Raw genomic sequence first — 22,514 nt, forward strand, 5'->3', positions numbered from 1 at the left:
ACTTAACTCAAGAGGAGTTAGGTTGTTCCTTTTTTCTCTTTTTAATTTGTTTCTTTGACAGCGTTACGGACGCTTTCGGCGACGACTTTTGCGACTCCTTCTTGGAATGGATCGGGAATAATATTGGTCGGCGTGAGTTCATTATCGGGTATCAATTTTGCAATACCTTTGGCAGCGGCAATTTGCATTTCAATCGTAATCTTTTTCGCCCGAGCATCTAAGGCACCACGGAAGATACCAGGGAAGGCCAACACATTATTAATTTGATTCGGAAAGTCACTACGACCAGTTCCGACAATATAAGCGCCTGCCGCTAAAGCTTCATCAGGAAAAATTTCAGGAACCGGGTTAGCCATTGCAAAAATAACTGGCTGCTCATTCATCTGTTGAATCCACTCGGGTTTTAAAACACCTGGTGCCGAAACACCAACAAAGACATCAGCGCCTTCAAGAGCAGTAGCTAAATCACCGGTACGGTGTTCCCGATTGGTTAGCTTCGCAATTTCTGAGTGGTGTGGTGGCAGAGCTGTATCTGTTTCGCTCAGAATCCCTGCACGGTCAACAATGATAATATGTTTTACACCAGCAGCTAAAAATTTTCTTGTGATCGAAAGACCAGCGGAGCCACCGCCGTTGATTACCACATGAATGTCCTCTATTTTCTTGTTGATTAATTTTAAGCTGTTGTACAAAGCCGCTAGAACAACAATCGCTGTCCCGTGTTGATCATCATGGAAAACGGGAATATCTAGTTCATCGATTAAACGCTGTTCAATTTCAAAACAACGAGGAGCGCTGATATCTTCCAAGTTAATTCCCCCAAAGGTTGGAGCCAAAAATTTCACCGTTTGAATAATTTCTTCGGTATCTTGTGTATCTAAAACAAGGGGAATCGAATCCACACCAGCAAAGCGTTTAAACAATGCAGCTTTTCCTTCCATGACAGGCATCGCTGCTTCAGGACCAATGTTACCTAAACCTAAAACTGCTGAACCATCACTGATAACGGCGACGGTGTTTTTCTTTGTTGTTAATTCGTAAGCGCGTTCTTTTTTTTCATGTATGGCAGAAGAAACAGCCGCAACACCTGGTGTGTAGGCAATTCCTAAATCTGCTTTTGTTTCAATCGGAACTTTAGGGCAGACTTCTAATTTTCCCCCAAATTTTTTTGCTTGCTCAATCGCTAATTCTTTTACATCTTTTGTTGACATATCATTTTCCTCCTAAATAATTCACTTATAGTTAAAAAAGCATTCTAAAAATAGCAGTCATTGTTATTACTGTAATGGCACCGCCTAAACGTGTCGCAACTTGTGCAAACGGCATTAAGTTCATTCGATTGGCTGTACTTAAAATAGCCACATCGCCAGTCCCACCCATACCACTCTGACAAGCGGAGACAATGGCAGCCTCAACGGGATTCATATTCATGAAGCGTGAAACGAAAAATCCTGTAGCAATAACAGTGAAAACGACACTAATTACCACAACAAAATATTGCCAGCTAAGCATTCCTACGACATCTTTTAAAGGAATATATAACATGCCTAAGCCGACCATTAACGGGAACGTAAAATTGCCAGAGATAAATTTATAAAGCTGTTTTGATCCGCGTTGGGTTTCTTTCGGTACTACGTTTAAGTATTTTAAAAAGGCTGCGACAACAATCATCAAAACAGGACCAGGAAAGCCTGTTAAGTGTTGTAATAAACCGCCTGTAATAAATAAGGTACACGCAATTAAAACACCAGCACCCATTAATTTTACATCAATTGGTGCTTTGTCTTCTTCTAAAGCATCACTTAAATCATCTGAATTAGTAATTTTGATCAACTGACCTTGTCCAGAAAGTTCAGGGCGTTTTTCTCCTAAACGACTAAGTAAACCAGAACACATAATAGCAAAAAAATTACCAATAATGGTTGCGGGAATTAATTGCCCCACTAATTGTTCGCTTGGCAATCCAGTAATGGCACTATAACCAAGGGATAAAGGAAGAATGCCTTCACCAATTCCACCAGCTAAAACAGGAGTGACGATATAGAAAAGGCTATGTTTCCAACCGAGACCTAACAGCGTTCCAACAAGGGTCCCAACGCCCATTGCTAAAATCATTCCTAATGCCATCGGGACAATCATGCGCATTAAACCTTGGACTAAAATTTTGCGGTTCATTCCAAGGATACTTCCACAAACTAAACAAGCAATATAGAAATAGAGAAAGTTTGCTTGTTTCATTAAAATATCTGTTGAGTCTAAGACATTTTGGTTGAGTAAATTGAAAAAGACCATAATTGATGGTACTAATAAAGATAAAATTGCGGGACCGCCAAAATGTTTCAAAATAGGAATATTTCCACCAATTGTTCCAAGTAACCAACCCATTGTTAAAATTACGGCAAAACCACCTAACATATTGACTGGTAGTTGTTCTAATAGAGCCGTAACAAGAATAATGCTAGCTGTTACAAGATAAACAGGTAACGTAACCGAACCAATCCTCGTTTTGGTTAATTTGTTGCGCCAATCTGTTTCATTAGCAGCTGTTGCGTGCAATTTCTTTTCCATGCTATTTCCTCCTATAACTTTAATCTATATTCATCATAATGTAAACGTTTTCTGTAGAGTAGATTATTTAATTAATTTAACTAAAGAAAAGTTTTTTAACCAAATCTTCCTATGCTATACTTTATTTGAAGAGAAAAGAGGGATGGCATGAAGCGTGGCGGGAAATTATGGTGCTTCTTATCAGTGATTTTTATTGCAACATTAATTATTATGATTACTTTCTTTTACGGAGTAACGACGGTCCAAACAATTAAAGAAGTTCGTAAAAACCAAGAGCAAGCACTTTTAGCCGTCGGGGAACAGTTGGCTATTGAACCGAATGTTATTGAATCCTTAAAGAATGATCACTATTCAGATGAATTGGAAGCGTATACGGTTCGTTTAGGTGAAATCCATCAGTTGGATTTTATCGTGATTATGAATATGCAGGGGATTCGTTTAACACATCCTGATCGCCAAAAAATAGGTAAGCATTTTGAAGGTGGCGATGAAGTGCGAGCATTAAAAGGGGAGGAACATTTGTCTGTTAGTCAAGGGAGTTTAGGAGAATCATTACGAGGTTTTGTCCCAGTCTATGATCAAGGAAAACAAATTGGGGTTGTGGCAATGGGCATTAAAATGACCTCGCTTTCACAATTGATTGAACGAACAAAAAATGATTACACAGTGAGTGTCCTTTTAAGTGTTGGTTTTGGCTTTATATTAGCCATCGTGGTTTCTTATTATTTAAAAAAACAACTTCACGATTTAGAGCCAAGAGAAATTGCTCGTCTATTAGAAGAGCGAAACGCCATGCTTGAGGAAACGAAAGACGCAATCCTTGTGATTGATACCGATCAAAATATTTTATTAGCAAATATTGAAGCAACTAAAATGTATCATAATATAACAAATAGTGAAGAAAATTTACTAGGAAAGAAACTTTCAGCATTGGTTTTATCTCCTGAAAAATTAATCGTACATTCAAAAACAGAGCAATTCTATCGTCAAAATGGCCAGGATTATTTCGTCTCAATCGCCCCGATTAATGTCCGTAAAAAAACAATTGGGCATGTTATCTTTCTGAAAAATGCGACGGAAACGTTTATTGTCGCAGAACAGCTTGTCAGCACAACGACATATGCTTCGGCATTACAAAGTCAATCACACGAATTTATGAATAAGATGCATGTCATTTATGGCTTAGTCGATTTAGAAGATTACGAGGCGCTAAAACATTATCTAGCCGATTTATTGAAACCAGAAAAGGAATTTGCACAGCGCTTAGCTATTTTGGTTAGGAATCCTATTTTAGCAGGTTTTTTAAGTGGGGAAAGAATCAAGTTTGCAGAAATTAAAACACAATTAGCTATTGAAATTTATCCAGAAATTCCACCAAATAAACGAGATGAAGATACGCAAAATTTGATTGCTATCTACCGTTATATTCATCGTTTCCTGATGGAACAACCGTTACCAGAAGAGATCATTGAAACCATTGATTATCAGCCAGGAAGTTTGACGACGATTTATTCGTTTGCTTATCCAAAAGAACAACTGGAACGCTTTGAGCAAGAATTTTTCACTTCTTATTTGGTAAGATTATTAGAGAATGCGGAAGCGACATTGGCTTGGGAAAACCAACAAAACAATTGGCTTGTCATTCGCATAAATGTTCATTACGAAGGAGCAGAGGAAAATGAACCTATTGATTATTGAAGACGATCCTATGGTTGCATATATACATCAAAAATATCTTGAAAAATTAATTCACCAACCGACTATTTTTACGGCGGCAACAATTGCTGAAGGTCTACAACTAACGAAAGAAAAACAACCAGCACTTGTTTTATTAGATGTTCATTTAAAAGATGGCAATGGCTTGACCTATCTGGCAACAATTAGAGATGAAAAAATTGATACAGAAGTCATCCTGATTACGGCTGCCAACGAGTTGGAAAATGTTAAACGAAGCTTACATTTAGGCGTTTTAGACTATTTAGTTAAACCCTTTTCTTTTGAGCGATTTCAACAAAGTATCGAAAACTATCAGAAAAAAACTGCTCAATTCACGCTGGAAACGAAGGAGCTTTCGCAAACAAAAGTGGACCAATTGTTTCATTCTTCACAGACAAACGCACGTAAAAATGAACAAGATCTTCAAAACCTATCCTTAGAAAAAGGACTAACACAAGCAACATTACAACTATTGTTAAAAAAAATAGACGAATTTACCGACTATTTTACGATTCAAGAATTATCAGAAGCGAGTCAGCTTTCACATGTTTCTGTTCGCAAATATGTGTTGTTTCTAGAAAAAAATAACCTTTTAGAAAGTAAAAATAGCTATTTAAAAGTGGGGCGTCCCTATCAATCGTATCGGAGAATTTAGTATTTTTTATTTTTTAGTAAATAAAAAAAAGTAATTGAAAAGTGGCGAAATACAGAGGATACTCCTTTTTATTCTCATTTAAAGCACTTAATTGAGAATGGAAAAGAGGATATTGTTTGTTATTTTTTGAGAATATATGATATTCTTTATTATGTAAGAAATAATATTATATGGGAGGAACGAGCGATGAAAGTTATTGTTTTAGGATCATCACATGGAGGTTATGAAGCGGTAGAGGAATTACTAAATCTTCATCCTGATGCAGAAATTCAATGGTATGAGAAAGGTGATTTTATCTCATTCTTGTCTTGTGGCATGCAGTTGTACCTAGAAGGAAAAGTGAAAGATGTTAATTCTGTTCGCTATATGACTGGCGAAAAAATGGAGAGTCGTGGTGTGAATGTCTTTTCTAATACTGAAATTACAGCGATTCAACCAAAAGAACATCAAGTGACAGTGAAAGATTTAGTGTCAGGTGAAGAACGTGTTGAAAATTATGATAAATTAATCATCAGTCCCGGAGCTGTCCCATTTGAATTAGATATTCCAGGTAAAGATTTGGATAATATTTACTTGATGCGTGGTCGTCAATGGGCCATTAAATTAAAACAAAAAACAGTAGATCCAGAAGTCAATAATGTGGTTGTGATTGGTAGTGGTTATATTGGGATTGAAGCTGCCGAAGCATTTGCAAAAGCCGGCAAAAAGGTTACTGTTATTGACATTTTAGATCGTCCATTAGGGGTATATCTAGATAAAGAATTTACAGATGTTTTAACAGAAGAGATGGAAGCCAATAACATTACCATTGCAACTGGTGAAACAGTTGAACGTTACGAAGGCGACGGTCGTGTGCAAAAAGTCGTTACAGATAAAAATGCGTACGATGCTGATTTGATCGTTGTAGCGGTTGGTGTCCGTCCAAACACTGCTTGGTTAAAAGGTACCTTGGAATTACATCCAAATGGCCTAATCAAGACGGATGAATACATGCGGACAAGTGAGCCAGATGTATTTGCAGTAGGGGATGCTACGTTAATTAAATACAATCCTGCAGACACAGAAGTAAATATTGCCTTAGCAACGAATGCTCGTAAACAAGGTCGCTTTGCTGTGAAAAACCTAGAGGAACCAGTTAAACCTTTCCCTGGTGTTCAAGGATCTTCTGGCTTGGCCGTCTTTGATTATAAATTTGCTTCAACAGGGATTAACGAAGTCATGGCTCAAAAATTAGGAAAAGAAACAAAAGCGGTGACAGTAGTAGAAGACTACTTGATGGACTTTAATCCAGACAAACAAAAAGCTTGGTTTAAATTAGTGTATGATCCTGAAACAACACAAATTTTAGGCGCTCAATTAATGTCGAAAGCAGATTTAACTGCAAACATTAATGCTATTTCATTAGCGATTCAAGCCAAAATGACAATTGAAGACTTAGCCTATGCGGATTTCTTCTTCCAACCAGCGTTTGACAAACCTTGGAATATTATTAATACAGCGGCTTTAGAAGCGGTGAAACAAGAACGTTAATAAAAACAGACAAGAACGATGCTGAAAAATAGTATCGTTCTTTTTGTATATTTTCAAAAAAATAACAACGCACTTTTACTTTTTTTCTAAAACAAAGAATTTTTTTACTCTTACTAAAATTTCAAAATGATGTAAAAATAAAAGCAGGTCGCAAGTGACCAAGAAATTTTAGGAGGAATTTTAGAATGAAAAAACAAATTTTAGCAAGTGTTGCATTAAGTGCATTAACATTAAGTATTGCAGGACAAGCAGTTTATGCAAATGAAGCAAACTTACAAGACACGCAAGCTGATGTAACTTTAAAAGCAGGTTCTGGGAAAGATGTCAAACCTGTCGTTGATCCAACAGGCGATACAGATGAAGATCCAGCTACGGGCGCAGAAGGCGCGTTATCAATCCCGTACGCTTCAAGTATTAGCTTTGGTGAACAAGAAATCCAACAAGGGGATGCCACTTACTTTGCACAAAATGAAAAACCATTTGTCCAAGTTAATGATACTCGTGGAGGTGCAGAAGGCTGGGCTTTATCCGCATCCATATCAGAATTTAAAGGTGTAACAAATCAAAACGTCTTAAAAGGTGCACAATTAACCTTGGCAAATGGTCAAGTAACTACAGAAAGTAACCAATCAGAAGCACCAACAATTGCATCAAATAGTTTAACACTAAATGATTCACTACAACCAGTAATGTCAGCTGAAAAAGGCAAAGGTGCAGGCGCCTGGGCTGCCTTATTCCAAGGGGAAAAAGGTAAAAATGAAAATGTAAAACTTTTTGTACCACGTGCAGGTGTTGAAGCACAAGCCTACACAGCAACGATTACATGGGGTTTATCTGATGCGCCAGCGTAAGACTTTAAAAAGATGGGGAACTTTTATTCCCATCTTTTTTCTTAGTTTAGTTAGCTGGTTGGTTCTGTGGTCTGCACCGGCTTCTGCTGAGGAAAATCAGATTAATTTTGAAGCAGAAGCTATTTTACCAGAAAATCAGCAATCTTCCGTCAGTTATTACGATTTGAAAGTCTCCCCTGGAAGCACACAAGAGTTTAAATTACACTTGAAAAATGTAAATGATCAACCGATTAAAGTGCGTGTCGATGCAAATAATGGGCTGACCAATAAAAATGGCGCTTTAGACTATTCGCAACATGGAAAAAAATTATTAGGTAGTCCTACATTTGAAGAATTGATTTCGCCGTCACAAACAGTCGAATTACAAGGAAAAGAAACAAAAGAAGTTTCATTTCAATTAAATGTCCCTAAAAATGGTTTTGAAGGAACGATTTTAGGTGGATTTTATTGTTATGAATTAACAGATGGAAAAGAGAAGGAAATAAAAGGATTTAGTTTAACGAATAAATTTGCTTACACAATCGGAGCAAAACTTGTTGTTGAAAATAAAAAAATGGAACCAGCATTTCAGTTAACAAAGGTGAAACCAGGTTTAGAAAATGGTTATTTAACACTGTTCGCGACAATTGAAAATACAGAACCAGTTTTAATGAGCCAATTGAAAATGAACGCCTTTGTTACTAAAAAAGGAAAAAGTGAGAAAATTCGTGAGTTATCAAAACAAATTTCTGTGGCACCACGTAGTCAATTTGAACTTCCAATTAGTTGGAATGATGAAGCCTTAAAAAAAGGTTTATATGAGTTGACGATTCAGTTGGAAGATCAAAACAGTAAAAAGTGGACATTGAAAAAAGCGTTTGAAATTAAAGGTGAAGATGAAAAATTGAATGAGGAGGCAGTCAAAGTCACCCGACCTGCTTCGAATATTCTTCTGTATCTTGTGATAGGAAGCTGTATCTTAATTATTTTGGCGTTATTTATTTATATTTTAAAACTACGCCGAAATAAATCATAAATAGGGAGGCTTTAAAATGAAAAAAAGAAGTGGGTATCTTGTGTTCATGCTAGCACTCTTTTTTTTAGCAAGTGCTAATAGTGTACATGCGCAGCAAGTAGATTCAGAAGTAGGCATAACATTTTATCAGAAAAATTATAAGGATCAGGTAGTGCCTTTTGAAAAAATAACCCCAGTTAATGAAGCCAAACAACCCAATCGAGAAACGATTAACTCTGATAAAGGATTAATCAATCAACTTTTACCCAATACGGGAGAAAAACAGCAATTGGAATTACTAACTATCGGTTTACTTCTTATAAGCATCATCCTGTTTGTAGTGGCTCGAAGACGAAAGAAAGGATGGAAAGCAGATGAATAAGATTGCTAAAACCTCATTCGTTTTTATAATCATGTTGATTGGGTTTGCTTTAGGACCGCAAATTGGTGAAGCAACTGAGTTAGTCAAGAAAATTTCAAATCACACAAAATTGTCTGATTATGGTTACTTTAAGGCCTTGCCAGGTGTCTATACGCCAGCTTCCCATACTTTTGTCATGCAATCTGGGGCAGAAACAGAAGTTATTCCACTTGAAGGCAATGTGAACAGTAGTCAATTAACAGTTGATGAAAATTCTCCTGCAGGGAGTGCCATGATTCGTAATGTGGGATGGTATCAAGGCAAAAAAGTCAGCGTTAAAGTTTCAATGTTGAAAAATTTACCAAGTCGTGCGGGGGGAACAATCTTTTTTGAAAAAGAGCGTTTCTTAACACTATCTCTCCTTGGAGATGTAAAAGTGACGTATGAATTTTTTGACGAAGAAAACCAACCAATACAATTAAAAACCTCTTTTAATACGTATGATTTAAGTAAAAAATACTATTTTGGTATATATTTCCCTTTGGAATTACTATATGCGAGCAAACCGACGAATAACTTTTCTAGAACATGGAATGATGAAAGTAGTGGTTATTGGGTAACTTATCATAATGAAACAGAAACCGATGCCATCAACAGTCAAAAGCAACAGCTACAAATTTTAACTCGACCAAAAGAAAAATTAACGTTTATTTATCGAAATTGGAATAATAATCAGCCATTAGAAATTCCTTATCGTACAGACTTTGTGGCAAAACCTGAGTTTGGCGGGGCTCTGGCAAATTCTTTAATGTTAGAGAAACCGCAACCTGTTAGTGAATTAAAGGCCCAACAAATCATGCCGAATGTTGCAGAGGATCGTAAATTAAGTAATTTAGAAGTACGTTTTAGCTTAACAAATCTCTTGCAATCACAGCAATACGAGCCAGGTAATATCAACATTCAAAACTTTAATGGTGAAGATGTAACGGCTTTGTTCTCACAAGAGATGCAAGGCGAAGAATTAGTGTTGACTGCCTTACAACCACAAGATAGCCGGTTAAATGCCACGACTTTACTTTATACAGTCGTCGTGAAATGGCGTGAAGATGCCCCAGCAGTCGATAATCGTTTCATTGATACAGAAGGAAATCTGACATTACCTTATACAATCCAAACAAAGGCCACCAATAGAGATAAAGTGTTTAATCAAGCGACCGAAGGCATGTTAAAAGTGAATTATAACAGCAAAGTGAATCTTCTTTTTGTCGACGAAAATAATCAACCATTGAAAGAGCCAATGAGTCAGCCAGGTATTTTAACACAAGCATTTGATGTATCATCTGAGTATCCTGAAATCCCTGGATATTATCCAGTTAAAAATCCAGTGGAACAAGATCAAGGAACGTTTAAACAAGAAGAACAAACAATCGTTCATCGGTATCGTAAAAATTTGGAATTTCAATTGAAAAATTCAGGAGAGGCAATACCGGTTTCTCGCTTTACTAAAGAAGCTGAGGTGGCGTATTCTTTAAAACACGAAGCAGGAAAAACGATTCGCGTAATGGCACGTTTCGGTGGAGAGGAACAATTAGTAAAAGAGTATCCAACAGCACCAGAGACTGTTGACGATCAAGTGAAAATGAAGATACCAGATAATTGGCTTGACCAAGAAGTTGAATTTTACGCAATGAATGAAACTGGACAAGTTTCAAATAATGAAAAAAAGATAGTCAGTCTGGAAAAGGGGCCGCAATTAAAATTACCTGACGTTCTTTCTTTTGGACAACAAGAAATCCCTGTAAAAGATAGCTATGTCAAGTTGCCACAAGAAGCAGAACTGGCTATCACTGATGAAAGCCAGTTAGATAAAAGTCAATGGAAAGTCAAAGTTAAAATGCAACAAATGATGAAAAATCAAAATAATCAAACATTGTCAAAAGGTTTAAGCTTTATTAAAGAGGGCAAACGGACACCGATTAATGACGTCGAACAAACTATTGCTAGTGGCAGTGGAAGTCAAATGTTGAATTTAGCAAATACACTTGAATTAACTTTAGTTCCAAGCGATGTCGCGGGTAGCTATCAAGGTCAATTAGTTTGGAACTTAGAAGATGCCCCTATTTAAAGCTAGATAAAATTTCCGTTAAACATGACTTAATAATTGAATCAATTGAAATCAAGCACAGGTGCTAAGGAACTCCTTTAGCACCTGTTTTTTTGGGGGCAAAAATTTACCTCTTGCAAAAAGAAAGTCGTATAATTAATATGACTAAGTTATTTATAAAAATTTAGAAATACAGGAGGTTGATAAAGTGCATACATTTTTAACGAAATCTTCTCAAAAGAAAATTCGTCTATTTAACTATCTCTTAGAAAAAAACAAGTGGCGAACCATTGCAGATTTAAAAGACTTACTGAATGTTTCTTCAAAATCTATTCTATTGTATGTAGAAGAATTATCAGACATTTTTAAACAATTTAATGGGAAAATTGTACTGAAAAATGAAAATAATCAACGATTTTATATGTATAAAGATGCTAATTTTCCTATCTATAATGTTTACTTGCATTACTATCGTCAATCTTATAATTTCAATTTGATTGATTATATGTACAAATACCCAGACAGAAATTTAGAAGACTATGCAGATGCGCAATTTACAAGTGTTTCGACTGTTTTTCGGTATGCCAAATTATTAGTAAAATATTTTAAAAGATATCAAATGACCTTTCATACGTTCTCTTTAGAACTAGAGAATCAAGAAAGCATGAGTCGTTCTTTTTATTATTATTTTTATTGGCAATCTTCACGTACAGGTGACTGGCCATTTACGATTTCTGAAAAGTTGATTGAACAATATATTGAACAATTTGAAGAGGTATACGATATTAAATTGTTACGTTTGCCGAAACGAATTTTTTCTTATTGGCTAGCAATTGTATTAGAACGTGCACCACAAAAAAGAGTGGAACTTTTAGATGAAATTAAACAGGTAGCTGATTCTGATAAAGCTTTTCCTTTAGTAAAAATGTGGCTGAAGAAGTGTAACTTATCGCTGCCTGAAGAAGAGATCTATTTTATATATCGAATTATCTACTCGTTTGGAGTGATTGATGGTAATCCTCGCTATGAAGTTAGTCATGCATTAGCACATAAATTGCATCATACTACGTCTTACCAAGCTGTATTGCTATTAAATAACCTCACGCAAAAAGACTATCAATTTCAATTGGATTTGTCAGATTCTGAATTAATTTTTAACTTTGTGGCATTCCACGAGCGAAGTCAATTCTTTTTCGGTAATACTGATTTATTTTTCAATCAGTCTTATATTAATGAAATTAAAAGACAAAATACGGAAATAGCCCAACTGATGGAGAACTTTCATCGAGATTTGCAAGAGCAGGCAACAAAAGAGGTCAAAGAAATTTTAAAAAATTGGGAACAACTTTTCTTAAACTATTACTATGTTTTAGATTATTATGATTTGTTGTTAAAGAAATTGACGCCCATTAAGATTTTAATTGCAGACGATTTACATCATACTCATCGATTATGGTTGATGAATAAAATAAAAAATTATTTTGGTAAAGCTTATCCCTTGGCTTTTTATGATTATGAAGTAGATGCATCTGAAGTCGATTTAGTGATTTCTAACTATTATTTTGATACAAAAGGAACGACTTTATTACTGATGAAAAATATACCAACAGAACGCAACTGGCGGAATTTAGAGAAAATTCTTTATAAAATAACCCATTGCAATGATAAATAAAGCTACTTTTTTGCGAGCTTTACATTTTAAATTAATAACATATCGACTACTATTAATTTTGTTTACTTACAAAAGCAACATTGGCTAACAGACAATTTTAGTCAGTTTAGAAACAGCGCTGAAGGATAATTGCCGGCGCTGTTTCTTTTATTTTTTTCCAAATAGCGGATTTTTTTACACTAAAAAATGATTATTTTTCTTGCTATGCTAGTAATTGAAAGTATAGAAAGGAGCGGGTAGTAATGGTTGCATTTGGTATGGTAGTAATTAGTGTTAAATTAATAGGGATTGGCTTGTTTTGCTATTACGAACTAAAGGCTGAAAAAAATTGTAGTTAAGGAGTGTTGCTAATGCAATTAGAAAATATTTCAAAAACCATTGATAAAAAAGAAATTCTAACAAATATTTCAATTACTGTAGAACCAGGTGAAATTGTAGGTTTAATTGGTCCAAATGGTGCAGGTAAAACGACTACAATGAAAATCATGAGTGGGTTAATAATTAATTTTCAAGGTAAAGTCGTTGGACAAGAACGGATTGGTGTTTTAATTGATGGACCTAAATATTTTCCAAATAGAACAGCAAGAGAAAATCTTAATTATTTTCGTGCTCTTTCAAAAGAGAGTTATTCAGTTGATTACGTAGAATCACTATTTGATATGAAAAATTACGGGAAAAAGAAAGTCAAAGATTTTTCTTTAGGTATGAAGCAGCGCTTAGGAATGGCGTTAGCTTTAATTAACAAAAATGAGCTGCTTATTTTAGATGAACCAATGAACGGTTTAGATCCAGATGGCGTACAAGCGACCATTCAGACACTAAAGCACTTAGCAAAAGAGTTACATATAGGGATTGTCATTTCCAGTCATATTTTAGGGGATCTAGATAAGTTGTGCGATCGAGCGTATTTTATTAAAAATGGAGCAATTATTCAAACAGTCACTTTAGGAAAAGAAGTATCAGTCTATCAATTTACCTTTGATGAAAAAAACGAAGACAAAGTGAGTGAAATTAGTGCTCTTTTTGATGGCGTAGAACAAAGACATCCTCTTTGGTTAATTTCGGAAGCAGATTATCCGTTGTTCTTGAAAGAGTTGGTTTTAAACGACATCATTCCATTAGAAATGAAAAAACATGCACTAAATTTAGAAGATGTTTATTTTTCATTAGTAGAAGGGGAGTAAGAGATGAAAGTAACAGCTGTGTTAAAACAAGATATTTGGCGCAGAATTTTTTGGTTTTCTGGAAACTACCTCATTATGTTTGCCATTTTAGGGTTAGTTCCACCATTTTTAAATTATTTTTTTGGCGATATGTTTGATGTAAATGATTATATCAGTGCGATGAATTTTATTAACAGCTTGCTATTACCGATTTTAGTAGTGTCCTTTGTTGTTGACGATCAAGGTTCACGAATTAGTGATTATTATTTTAAAACGAGGCAAGGTCGCCATCTTTATTTGTTCTCGCTGTTGATTTGTGGACTATGTTTGGGCTTGTTAGCAGGATTTTTATTAATCGGTGTTTGTGCTCTTTTAAGCATGGTTCTTTCAGTAGCTGTTTCATGGAAAGTGTTGACTGTCCTATTAGCTTCTTATATATTGTTGCCGTTATTCTACTTAGTTTTAGGTATAACAATGTATTTATTCTTTCATATACAGGGAGTGACTTTAACGATCTTTAATTTAGTTTTTGTGATGATTGTTCCTATTTTAATAAATATTGGAGCATCAACTATCGGATGGGTCGTTCTTTTGCAGTCTCCTTTTTACATTTTAACATTTTTAGGGATGGGTTCAGGAACGATGGATGAATTATTTTATTGTTTAGTAAGCATACTAGTGTTATACGGAATAAATCATTGGAAAATACTACGAATTGATTTTTGAGTAAGGATAGTTCGATTTAAGATTTTAAAAGCATGTATCAGACGTATTTTATTGTCTGGTACATGCTTTTACTTAGTTATTCAATTGATTTTTCAACTCTTGTTGGACACGAGTTAATTCTTGTTCATCCACACGTTGATAGGAAACACCATCTTGCATAAAACCAGTACCTTGAAGTTGGTCTTGTTTCACTTTACCAAAGGCACTGCGATAATCTAAGGCAATTTTTTTCATGTCATCAAAACTTAAATCTGTCTTCATATTATCAGAAACAGCTGTTAAAATTTCTTGATAGTTGCTCACGCTATTAAGACTTAAGACTTTTTGGACGATGCCTTCAATCACTTTTCTTTGCCGTTCTTGGCGGCCGTAGTCACCATTAGGATCTTCGTAACGCATTCTTGAATAGGAGAGTGCTTGTTCACCATCCAATGAAATTTTACCAATCGTAAAATCATATCCGTCTTGTGAAAAAGTCAGATTATTGTTCACTTCGATTCCGCCAACCGCGTTGACTAATTCTTTTAAACCAGCCATATTAATTGAAACATAATGATTAATAGGTATATTTAAATAGTTTTCAACTGTGTCCATTGCTAAAGATGCCCCACCAAAAGCATAGGCGTGATTCAATTTATCTTGTTTTCCTTGACCTGGAATATCAACATAGGTATCGCGAGCAAGACTGACTAAGGTTGTTTGTTTGTCACGAGGGTTAACTGTTGCAACAATTGTTGTATCCGAACGACCTTGCTCGACACGCCCATCATCGCCTGTATCGATCCCTAATAATAAAACAGAAAAAGGCTCCTTATTGTTTAAATTGACCTGACTTTTTTTAGATCGTTCTACTGTTTCATAGGTTTTATCCATTGATTTAGAAACATCCCAATAAAGTTTTGCTCCCATTCCAACAACTGCAAGAAATAGAACCAAGATAATTCCAAAGATAATGGCAAAAATTTTCTTCCCTTTTGACATATTTTTCCTCCAATAATTTATCACAGGTTGTGATTTTTTTCTTATAGGTTAATCTTACTAATTTTTAGTGAAGAAGTATATAATAATTGTTGAAAGACTATAAAACTTTAAGGTATTTTGCATTATTTTTGCTTAATCTTTTGAAATATCTCAATTCTATTAAAATATGCGAATTAGTATATTACACGTTTTCAATGTGTTTCATTGTTGATTAATTAGAATTTTAGTGGTATTTTTGTATTTGTAATTAGTACAGATTTTAATTGGAGGTATAACAGTGAGTAAAAAAGGATCAGATATCATAGTAGAAAGTTTAATCAATCACGAAGTGCCCTATATTTTTGGGATTCCCGGTGCAAAAATTGATGGGGTTTTTGATGCATTAGTTGATAAAGGCCCAGAATTAATTTTAGCTCGACATGAACAAAACGCTGCCTTTATGGCACAAGGGATTGGTCGTTTGACGGGAGAGCCTGGCTTAGTTATTGCAACTAGTGGACCTGGTGCCAGCAATTTAGCAACTGGGTTAGTAACTGCGACTGCAGAAGGGGACCCTGTTTTAGCATTGGCTGGACAGGTGAAACGGTCCGATTTGTCAAAATTAACTCACCAAAGCATGAATAATGCTGCATTATTTAGTCCAATAACAAAATTCAGTACAGAAATTCAAGATCCAGAAACATTATCTGAAAATATTGCCAATGCTTACCGTATCGCCAAAACAGCGAAAAAAGGTGCAACGTTCTTATCGATCCCACAAGATGTCACAGATAGTCCGGTGACAGGCGAAGCAATTAAGCCTTTGTCGGCTCCGAAACTGGGCCATGCATCAGCAGAAACAATCGCAGCTTTAGCTGAACGAATCAAGCAAGCGAAATTACCTGTTTTACTTTTAGGAATGCGGGCCTCTGCACGAAAAGTTACCGCAGCCATTCGTGAATTGGTTGCTATAACTGGTTTGCCAGTCGTGGAAACGTTCCAAGGAGCAGGCATTATTTCAAAAGAATTAGAAGAACATTTCTTTGGGCGTGTTGGTTTATTTCGAAACCAACCTGGGGATCGTTTGTTAAAAAGAAGTGATTTAGTGATTGCGATTGGTTATGACCCAATTGAATATGAGGCACGTAATTGGAATGCAGAAAAAGATGCGCGCGTTATTGTTATTGATGAAGTTCAAATGGAAATTGACCAATATATGCAACCGGAAGAAGAGCTAATTGGTGATATGTCTAAAAATATTTTGAAATTATCAGAAGCATTTAGTGAACCAATATTAACAGAAGATGCGCAAGATTATTTAGAAACGCTTCAAGAAAAATTAACGATTAAAGAAGTAAAAACAAGTACAATTGAAAATCGATTACATCCATTAGAAATTGTTCAAACGCTTCAAGAAAAAACCACGAATGAAATGACAGTTACTGTTGACGTAGGGAGTCACTACATTTGGATGGCTCGCCACTTTAGAAGTTATGAACCGCGTCATTTATTATTTAGTAACGGTATGCAAACATTAGGTGTCGCTTTGCCTTGGGCAATCTCGGCTGCGCTGGTTCGTCCGAATACACAAATTATCTCTGTTTCTGGGGACGGCGGTTTCCTATTTTCGGCGCAAGAATTAGAAACAGCGGTTCGTTTAAAGCAAAATATCGTGCATATTATTTGGAATGATGGTAGTTATGATATGGTTAAATTCCAAGAAGAAATGAAATATAATCGATCCTCTGGCGTAGATTTTGGTCCAGTTGATTTTGTGAAATATGCTGAAGCTTTTGGAGCCAAAGGGGTTCGAGTACATTCACAAGCAGAATTTGCCGCAGCTTTAGAAGAAGGAATGCAAACAGAAGGCCCAGTGATTATTGATGTTCCTGTGGATTATTCAGATAATCAAGAATTAGGTAAAACATTGTTACCAGATCAACTTTATTAGGAGATGGAAAAATGAGCGAACAATATGTTTATCAACATGGTACGCTAGGCGGTTTAATGGAAAGTTTGATGGCAGGAACGGCAGAAATTGGTACGTTACTCACGCAAGGTGATTTTGGAATTGGGACATTAGAAGGCTCAAATGGCGAAATTATTTTATTGGACGGTATATTGTATCATGCGAATCAAACTGGCGAAATTACTATTTTAGAAGGCGAAGAATTAACGCCATATGCCGCAGTTACTCGTTTTCAAGAAGATGGCGCATTCCCTGTATCAACGGAAACCGATGAAAATATTAAAGCACAAATTTTAGAAAAAATTAGTCCTAATTTTTTTGCGGCAATTAAAATTAGCGGTCTTTTTGCGAAGATGCATGTCCGCGTGGCACCTAAACAAGAAAAACCATATCCACCATTTGTAGAAGCAGCACGCAATCAACCTGAATTTACAGCGGAGAATATTCAGGGAACAGTTGTAGGGTTCTTTACACCTAAATTATTTCATGGTGCTTCTGCTGCAGGATTTCATTTGCACTTTATCAGTGAGGATCACCAATTTGGTGGGCACATTCTTGATTTTGGCATTAAACAAGGGACTGTTTCGTGGATGGAAGCAGCAGAATTGCGACAGCATTTTCCAGTTCATGATGCTGACTATCGGAATAAAGAAATTGATATTGCAAAAGCTTTGTCCGCAATTGAAGAAGCGGAATAACAAGGCACATTTCTCCACGCCCATTCAAGTTTACCTAGTTAGTCAACTTGAATGGGCTTATTGCTGCTCGTCGCTTTTTGTTGTTATTTTTCAAAAAAAAATAGTATCCTTTTTATAATAAGCAAATAACAATTGGAAAGGATGGCGTAATGGACACACTTTATAGAAGCTGGCAATTGTCTGGTTGGCTTTATCATGATATTTTTGTCATCATTGTAGCAATTATTTTTATAGTAATTAGTGGTATTTTGGTTATTTCCTTAATAAGAAGGCGGAGTACAAGGAGACTGGTTCCCTATGCGTTAATTTTGTTGGTTTATCTTGCAGTGGTACATTTTGCTGGTTTAATCTTTTTCGGAATGTTTCGTTCAGTAACGATTGAAGAGAAAAGTGCGACGTTTTATTCTGAAAAAACGAAAGGCTTAACTTCAATTGAGCGAATGATTATCCCAAATGGACGAACGAATGGCATTAGCACCAGTAACTCATTGTTCCAAGTGATTTCTGTTAATAGTCAGACGGGCGAACGAATGTGGAGTAAACGTTTAGGTTGGCGTGATTATTTAATTGGTCAAACAGATCAATATGTGGTTTTGAATAATGCTGATAACGAGGCCATTTACTTACTAGATACAAAAACAGGGAAAAAACAGTTTTCTGAAGGGGATTTAGTGAAGAAATTCCCTGAATTAAAAGACTATTTAAGCTCTGATTTCGTTGATTATCGTTTTATGGATAATCGCTATCTCTATATTTATGGATTAAACAATCGATATTATCAATTAGATTTGAAAAATTGGCAGTTAAAACAAGATCCAACTTTCAAAGAAGTCTTTCAAACACAAGAAGCGCCTAAATGGACGGTAGATTCAAATGAGAGTCAAATTGGTCAAAAGCTGTCATCGGAAGAGCGTACAACAGTGCAAGGAAAACTAGAAGAGCAACTAATAGCACCAGTTTTATTAGGCAAGAAAGATGAAGCAAATTATTATGTTCTGTCATACAAGAAAAGACAAAGTAATCAAGCGATAGTTGGCTTATACAATTGGCAGAAAAAAACATACGAGTGGCAAACACCGTTGCTTTTAACTAAAGAAAATGTACCTATTGAAGCTTTTCAAGTAGAGGATGCGTTATTCATTAAAGTCCCGCGTTATTTATACAAAATTAACCTGAATAATGGTAATCAAGAGTATCAGTTTGATTACCGTTGGGGCCAAGTGATTCGTTAAACGAAAAGTGGTAAAGCATGCTTAGACAAATAGAAGGAGCAAATAGTCCTTATGATATAAAAAAACGCTTAGAAGAGTAGTGATTCCGCTAGTTTTCTAAGCGTTTTTTTTATTTTATGCAGGTCCAGAGATTAAATTCCAGATAATCGAACCTGTATATGCGCCAGGAAATAATTGTGAAACAGGGGTTTGGATTGCAAGAGAAATATCGGTCATGCGGCCGCTCCACATTCCTTGTCCTTTTCTATCACCAGCGTTACTCATTAAAGTCGCACCGTTACCGATAATAATTGGGTTGGTCGGGAAGTCGGGTGCAGCAGGATCTTCTGAAAAATCCAGTCCATACATTGTATTTGTCATAAAGAAACGCCTTAACGTTTTGTCATAGCGGGCATAGCCGCCTGTTAATTGAAACGTAATGATGCCTAGTAAAGAATGAGCTTCGTTTCGCATGTGTGGGATTTCAGCAGTGACATGCCAACCAGTTAAGGCTCCGCGAACATCCCCCATCCCGAAGTGTCTCATTGTATGAGTATTGCCTTCAGAAGGTCGTATAGGAACTGACGTTAAATCACCAGAAATCGCTTGGGTTTCAAAAGTAAATTCTTTCGGAATAAAGAGCAAGTCAAAACTAGTGTTAGGATTTTCTAAGTCAGGATCAATGGCATCGTCAACCGATTCATCGCCAGGCAGCCCTCCAAGTTCTAGTTCAACTGAAACCGGCGTTTTTCCAGAACGGGTGGCAAAAGAAACCGATGGGTCAAAAGTAAAGAGACTGAATATTAGAAACAAGGCTGCCATTGATTGATAAGTGAGTAGATTTTTTTTATTCAAGAAAGTTCCTCCTTTAGGTGCTGATAATATAAGTATACGCAAAAAGAGCTGTTTTTATTTATCAGTAATTTACAGGGAATTCGAAAATATTGAGACAAATAGTTTTTAATATTAGTTGAGAAAGGTGAGTCGACAATTTTTACTTGTTGATTCTGTCTTTTTTGAGCACCATTCGTTATATCAAGCATGCTAAAATATAAAAGAAATCATCAGGTATCACTAATGAAAAGGGAGAGGAGGAGAAAACTTTGAGTAAGTGTTTGGGGTTGTTGATGATTTTATTTGTATTATCTGGCTGTTCAGGAAGTAGGGATTCACAACAGGAAGTCGTTATAGAAAAGTCTGCTAATAATGACAAAGTAAGACAATTTGTCGATCAAAAAAATCCGCATTTAGGAACGCAATTAGAAGCAGAATCTTATACTAAACAGGAAGCGATTGAATTTTTACAAAATGGTTTAGGGATACCAACGAATGACTCGGCGTTTCATTATACGTTTAAGCAGTCAAATAAAGGAAGTTATGTTGTTCAAATTAGATTTGAAAAGAATAGTGTCTCAAAAGAGAATGAATTGTTCGGATATTATCAGGTGTATCAAGATGGTATTATAGTGAAAATGATGGAAAAGGATCAAACGTTCCAAGAAAATTAAGTGATAAATAAAAAAGTTGACAAAAAACACAAACAGTCTTGTTTGTGTTTTTTTGTTTAATGTTCGTGTTTTATTTTTTAATAACCTTTTTCGAAAAAATATACGAACGTTCGGGTTTAAAAACGAACAAAAAGATTAAAATGTGTTGAAATATACGTTTTCCTTGCGTATACTGATGAAGTGAAAAAACGAACGAGGAGTGTACGAATGAACAAGAAAGTTCCTTATTTAATTGTGGCACCGGGGCTAGTACTATTATTATTTTTCTTAATGATTCCATTAATTACTAGCATTTTGCCAACCATTTTTACTGATCATGGCTTGACACTAAATCAGTATGTTACTTTTTTTAAAGATGACTATAATGTTTCAATTTTCTGGCGAACGATAAGAGTTTCGTTAATTGTGACGGGTATTTCAATCGTGTTGGGCATTCCAACGGCATACTTTATTGCTGGGGTTTCCAAAAAATGGCGTGGCTTTTTAATGGCTATGACCTTGTTTCCACTATTAACCAACTCAGTTATTCGAAGTTTTGCTTGGATTAACATTTTAGGAAAAAACGGTGTAGTGAATACGTTGTTATTAAAAACAGGCTTAATTGAGCAACCGCTGAATTTATTGTATACAGAATTTGCAATTATTATCGGTTCAGTGTATTTATTTTTACCAACAATGATTATGACCTTAGTTGGGGTTATGGAAAACATTGAAGGAGAAATGCTAGAAGCGGCTGAGACGCTAGGCGCCAATCCAATGACGGCTTTTCGGAAAATTGTTTTACCTTTATCAATTCCAGGCACCATTGTAGGAAGTATATTAGTGTTTACAGGAACTTTAACGGCTTATACGACGCCACAGCTGTTAGGTGGTAACCAAAAAATGATGATGTCGACCTTCTTATATCAAAAGGCTAATACTTTAGGTGATTGGCAATCGGCGAGTGTTCTTGCATTTATTATGATTTTAACAACATTAATTGTGATGAAAGGCCTAGACATGGTCGCTAAGAAAGTAGATCGGAGAGAAGCAAATCATGCGTAAGCAAAAAGGACTATCTGTTATTGCAATTCTAGTTTTTCTGTTTTTATTTTTACCATTATGTTTGATTGTGGTGACTTCTTTTGGAACAGCCGCAGCGATTCAATTTCCGATTAAAGGATTTACTTTAGATTGGTACGCCAAAGCCATACAATCGGAAACGTTTATGGACAGTTTTAAGTTAAGCTTGTTGATTGGGGTATTAGCGACTGTTTTAGCATTAATAGTAGGGATTCCGGCTTCCTATGCGCTGGCACGTTATTCCGTTCGCGGGCGCAACTTTATTAAAAGCTTTTTCTTATCCCCAACTGTGATTCCAGGAATTGTGGTCGGGTATACGTTATTTCAATATATTGTTATTAAATTAGGTTTGCCTGTCTTTCAAGGATTATTAATGGGGCATTTTTTAATTAGTTTGCCTTATATTATTCGAGTGGTTGGGTCAAGTATGGAACAACTAGATTATTCAATGGAAGAAGTAGCTTGGACATTAGGTTGTACAAGATTGCGAGCTTTTATTCAAATTGTTTTACCCAATGTGTCTTCAGGAATTTTTGCAGCCTTTATGTTAGCATTTGTCAATTCGTTTAACAATGTTCCTGTATCGATGTTTTTATCAGGTCCCGGTGTGACGATGCTGCCTACTTCTTTATTAAGTTATATGGAATACAATTATGATCCAACTGTTTCAGCAATTTCTGTATTGTTGATGCTACTAACAATGGGCTTAATGTTTTTAATTGAAAAAACGTTGGGACTAGCTTCCATTGCCTAAAACATGGAAGAA

The 22,514-nt window shown here is 35.7% G+C and carries 20 protein-coding genes; 16 read left to right on the forward strand and 4 right to left on the reverse strand.

Annotated elements, in window-relative coordinates:
* Positions 1–41 precede the first annotated feature (41 nt).
* Positions 42–1,211: an NAD(P)-dependent malic enzyme gene (locus IGJ90_RS05245; protein ID WP_438767699.1), complete on the reverse strand. Its 1,170-nt coding sequence runs from the start codon at positions 1,209–1,211 to the stop codon at positions 42–44.
* Between the two features lie 31 nt (positions 1,212–1,242).
* Complete coding sequence (locus IGJ90_RS05250) at positions 1,243–2,568, reverse strand: 2-hydroxycarboxylate transporter family protein (RefSeq protein ID WP_002357930.1); 1,326 nt, start codon at positions 2,566–2,568, stop codon at positions 1,243–1,245.
* 147 nt (positions 2,569–2,715) lie between these two features.
* On the opposite strand from IGJ90_RS05250, the gene IGJ90_RS05255 reads away from it, so the two are divergent.
* From IGJ90_RS05255 to IGJ90_RS05300, 10 genes are all read left to right on the forward strand, one after another.
* Entirely contained in the window at positions 2,716–4,266 is a 1,551-nt protein-coding gene (locus tag IGJ90_RS05255) for a Spo0B domain-containing protein (RefSeq protein WP_438767701.1), read from the forward strand.
* Positions 4,247–4,939 (forward strand): response regulator, encoded by a 693-nt coding sequence (locus IGJ90_RS05260; protein WP_002366497.1) that lies wholly within the window; start codon positions 4,247–4,249, stop codon positions 4,937–4,939. Before IGJ90_RS05255 ends, IGJ90_RS05260 begins: the two co-directional genes overlap by 20 nt.
* Before the next feature lie 186 nt (positions 4,940–5,125).
* Complete coding sequence (locus IGJ90_RS05265; RefSeq protein ID WP_438767704.1) at positions 5,126–6,469, forward strand: NADH peroxidase; 1,344 nt, start codon at positions 5,126–5,128, stop codon at positions 6,467–6,469.
* 185 nt (positions 6,470–6,654) lie between these two features.
* The gene (locus IGJ90_RS05270; RefSeq protein WP_002366498.1) at positions 6,655–7,320 is read left to right on the forward strand and encodes a WxL domain-containing protein; all 666 of its coding nucleotides are present in this window, start codon (positions 6,655–6,657) and stop codon (positions 7,318–7,320) included.
* Positions 7,307–8,335, forward strand: a complete 1,029-nt coding sequence (locus IGJ90_RS05275; protein WP_025186588.1) for a DUF916 and DUF3324 domain-containing protein — start codon at positions 7,307–7,309, stop codon at positions 8,333–8,335. The genes IGJ90_RS05270 and IGJ90_RS05275 overlap by 14 nt, the downstream gene beginning before the upstream one ends.
* A 16-nt stretch (positions 8,336–8,351) precedes the next feature.
* A complete protein-coding gene (locus tag IGJ90_RS05280; protein WP_002366500.1) occupies positions 8,352–8,696 on the forward strand; it encodes an LPXTG cell wall anchor domain-containing protein in 345 nt (114 codons plus the stop codon).
* Complete coding sequence (locus IGJ90_RS05285) at positions 8,689–10,800, forward strand: MucBP domain-containing protein (protein ID WP_025186589.1); 2,112 nt, start codon at positions 8,689–8,691, stop codon at positions 10,798–10,800. The genes IGJ90_RS05280 and IGJ90_RS05285 overlap by 8 nt, the downstream gene beginning before the upstream one ends.
* 187 nt (positions 10,801–10,987) lie before the next feature.
* Positions 10,988–12,451: a helix-turn-helix domain-containing protein gene (locus tag IGJ90_RS05290; RefSeq protein WP_002396084.1), complete on the forward strand. Its 1,464-nt coding sequence runs from the start codon at positions 10,988–10,990 to the stop codon at positions 12,449–12,451.
* A 350-nt stretch (positions 12,452–12,801) separates the two neighbouring features.
* Positions 12,802–13,635, forward strand: coding sequence for an ABC transporter ATP-binding protein (locus IGJ90_RS05295; RefSeq protein ID WP_016630258.1), 834 nt, complete (start codon positions 12,802–12,804; stop codon positions 13,633–13,635).
* Positions 13,636–13,638: 3 nt separating this feature from the next.
* Entirely contained in the window at positions 13,639–14,340 is a 702-nt protein-coding gene (locus IGJ90_RS05300; RefSeq protein ID WP_002366504.1) for a hypothetical protein, read from the forward strand.
* 72 nt (positions 14,341–14,412) lie between these two features.
* Here the strand turns inward: IGJ90_RS05300 and IGJ90_RS05305 are convergent, their stop codons facing one another.
* On the reverse strand, positions 14,413–15,321 hold the full coding sequence (locus IGJ90_RS05305) for an LCP family glycopolymer transferase (RefSeq protein ID WP_002396082.1): 909 nt from the start codon (positions 15,319–15,321) through the stop codon (positions 14,413–14,415).
* Between the two features lie 277 nt (positions 15,322–15,598).
* Here IGJ90_RS05305 and alsS point away from each other — a divergent pair, with 277 nt between their 5' ends.
* From alsS to IGJ90_RS05320, 3 genes are all read left to right on the forward strand, one after another.
* Entirely contained in the window at positions 15,599–17,251 is a 1,653-nt protein-coding gene (gene alsS, locus IGJ90_RS05310) for an acetolactate synthase AlsS (RefSeq protein ID WP_002357923.1), read from the forward strand.
* Positions 17,252–17,262: 11 nt separating this feature from the next.
* Positions 17,263–17,967, forward strand: a complete 705-nt coding sequence (gene budA, locus IGJ90_RS05315; RefSeq protein WP_002366507.1) for an acetolactate decarboxylase — start codon at positions 17,263–17,265, stop codon at positions 17,965–17,967.
* 149 nt (positions 17,968–18,116) lie between these two features.
* Entirely contained in the window at positions 18,117–19,199 is a 1,083-nt protein-coding gene (locus IGJ90_RS05320; protein WP_409533522.1) for a PA2928 family protein, read from the forward strand.
* 114 nt (positions 19,200–19,313) lie between these two features.
* Here IGJ90_RS05320 and IGJ90_RS05325 read toward each other — a convergent pair whose 3' ends face one another.
* Positions 19,314–20,075, reverse strand: a complete 762-nt coding sequence (locus IGJ90_RS05325; protein WP_025188861.1) for a WxL domain-containing protein — start codon at positions 20,073–20,075, stop codon at positions 19,314–19,316.
* Between the two features lie 230 nt (positions 20,076–20,305).
* On the opposite strand from IGJ90_RS05325, the gene IGJ90_RS05330 reads away from it, so the two are divergent.
* From IGJ90_RS05330 to IGJ90_RS05340, 3 genes are all read left to right on the forward strand, one after another.
* On the forward strand, positions 20,306–20,686 hold the full coding sequence (locus IGJ90_RS05330; RefSeq protein WP_161975016.1) for a hypothetical protein: 381 nt from the start codon (positions 20,306–20,308) through the stop codon (positions 20,684–20,686).
* Between the two features lie 207 nt (positions 20,687–20,893).
* Positions 20,894–21,730 (forward strand): ABC transporter permease, encoded by an 837-nt coding sequence (locus IGJ90_RS05335; protein ID WP_002382189.1) that lies wholly within the window; start codon positions 20,894–20,896, stop codon positions 21,728–21,730.
* Entirely contained in the window at positions 21,723–22,502 is a 780-nt protein-coding gene (locus tag IGJ90_RS05340; protein ID WP_002366511.1) for an ABC transporter permease, read from the forward strand. Before IGJ90_RS05335 ends, IGJ90_RS05340 begins: the two co-directional genes overlap by 8 nt.
* The last annotated feature ends 12 nt before the right edge of the window (positions 22,503–22,514 follow it).

This window comes from Enterococcus sp. AZ129, assembly GCF_051714505.1.
Lineage (GTDB): Bacteria > Bacillota > Bacilli > Lactobacillales > Enterococcaceae > Enterococcus > Enterococcus faecalis.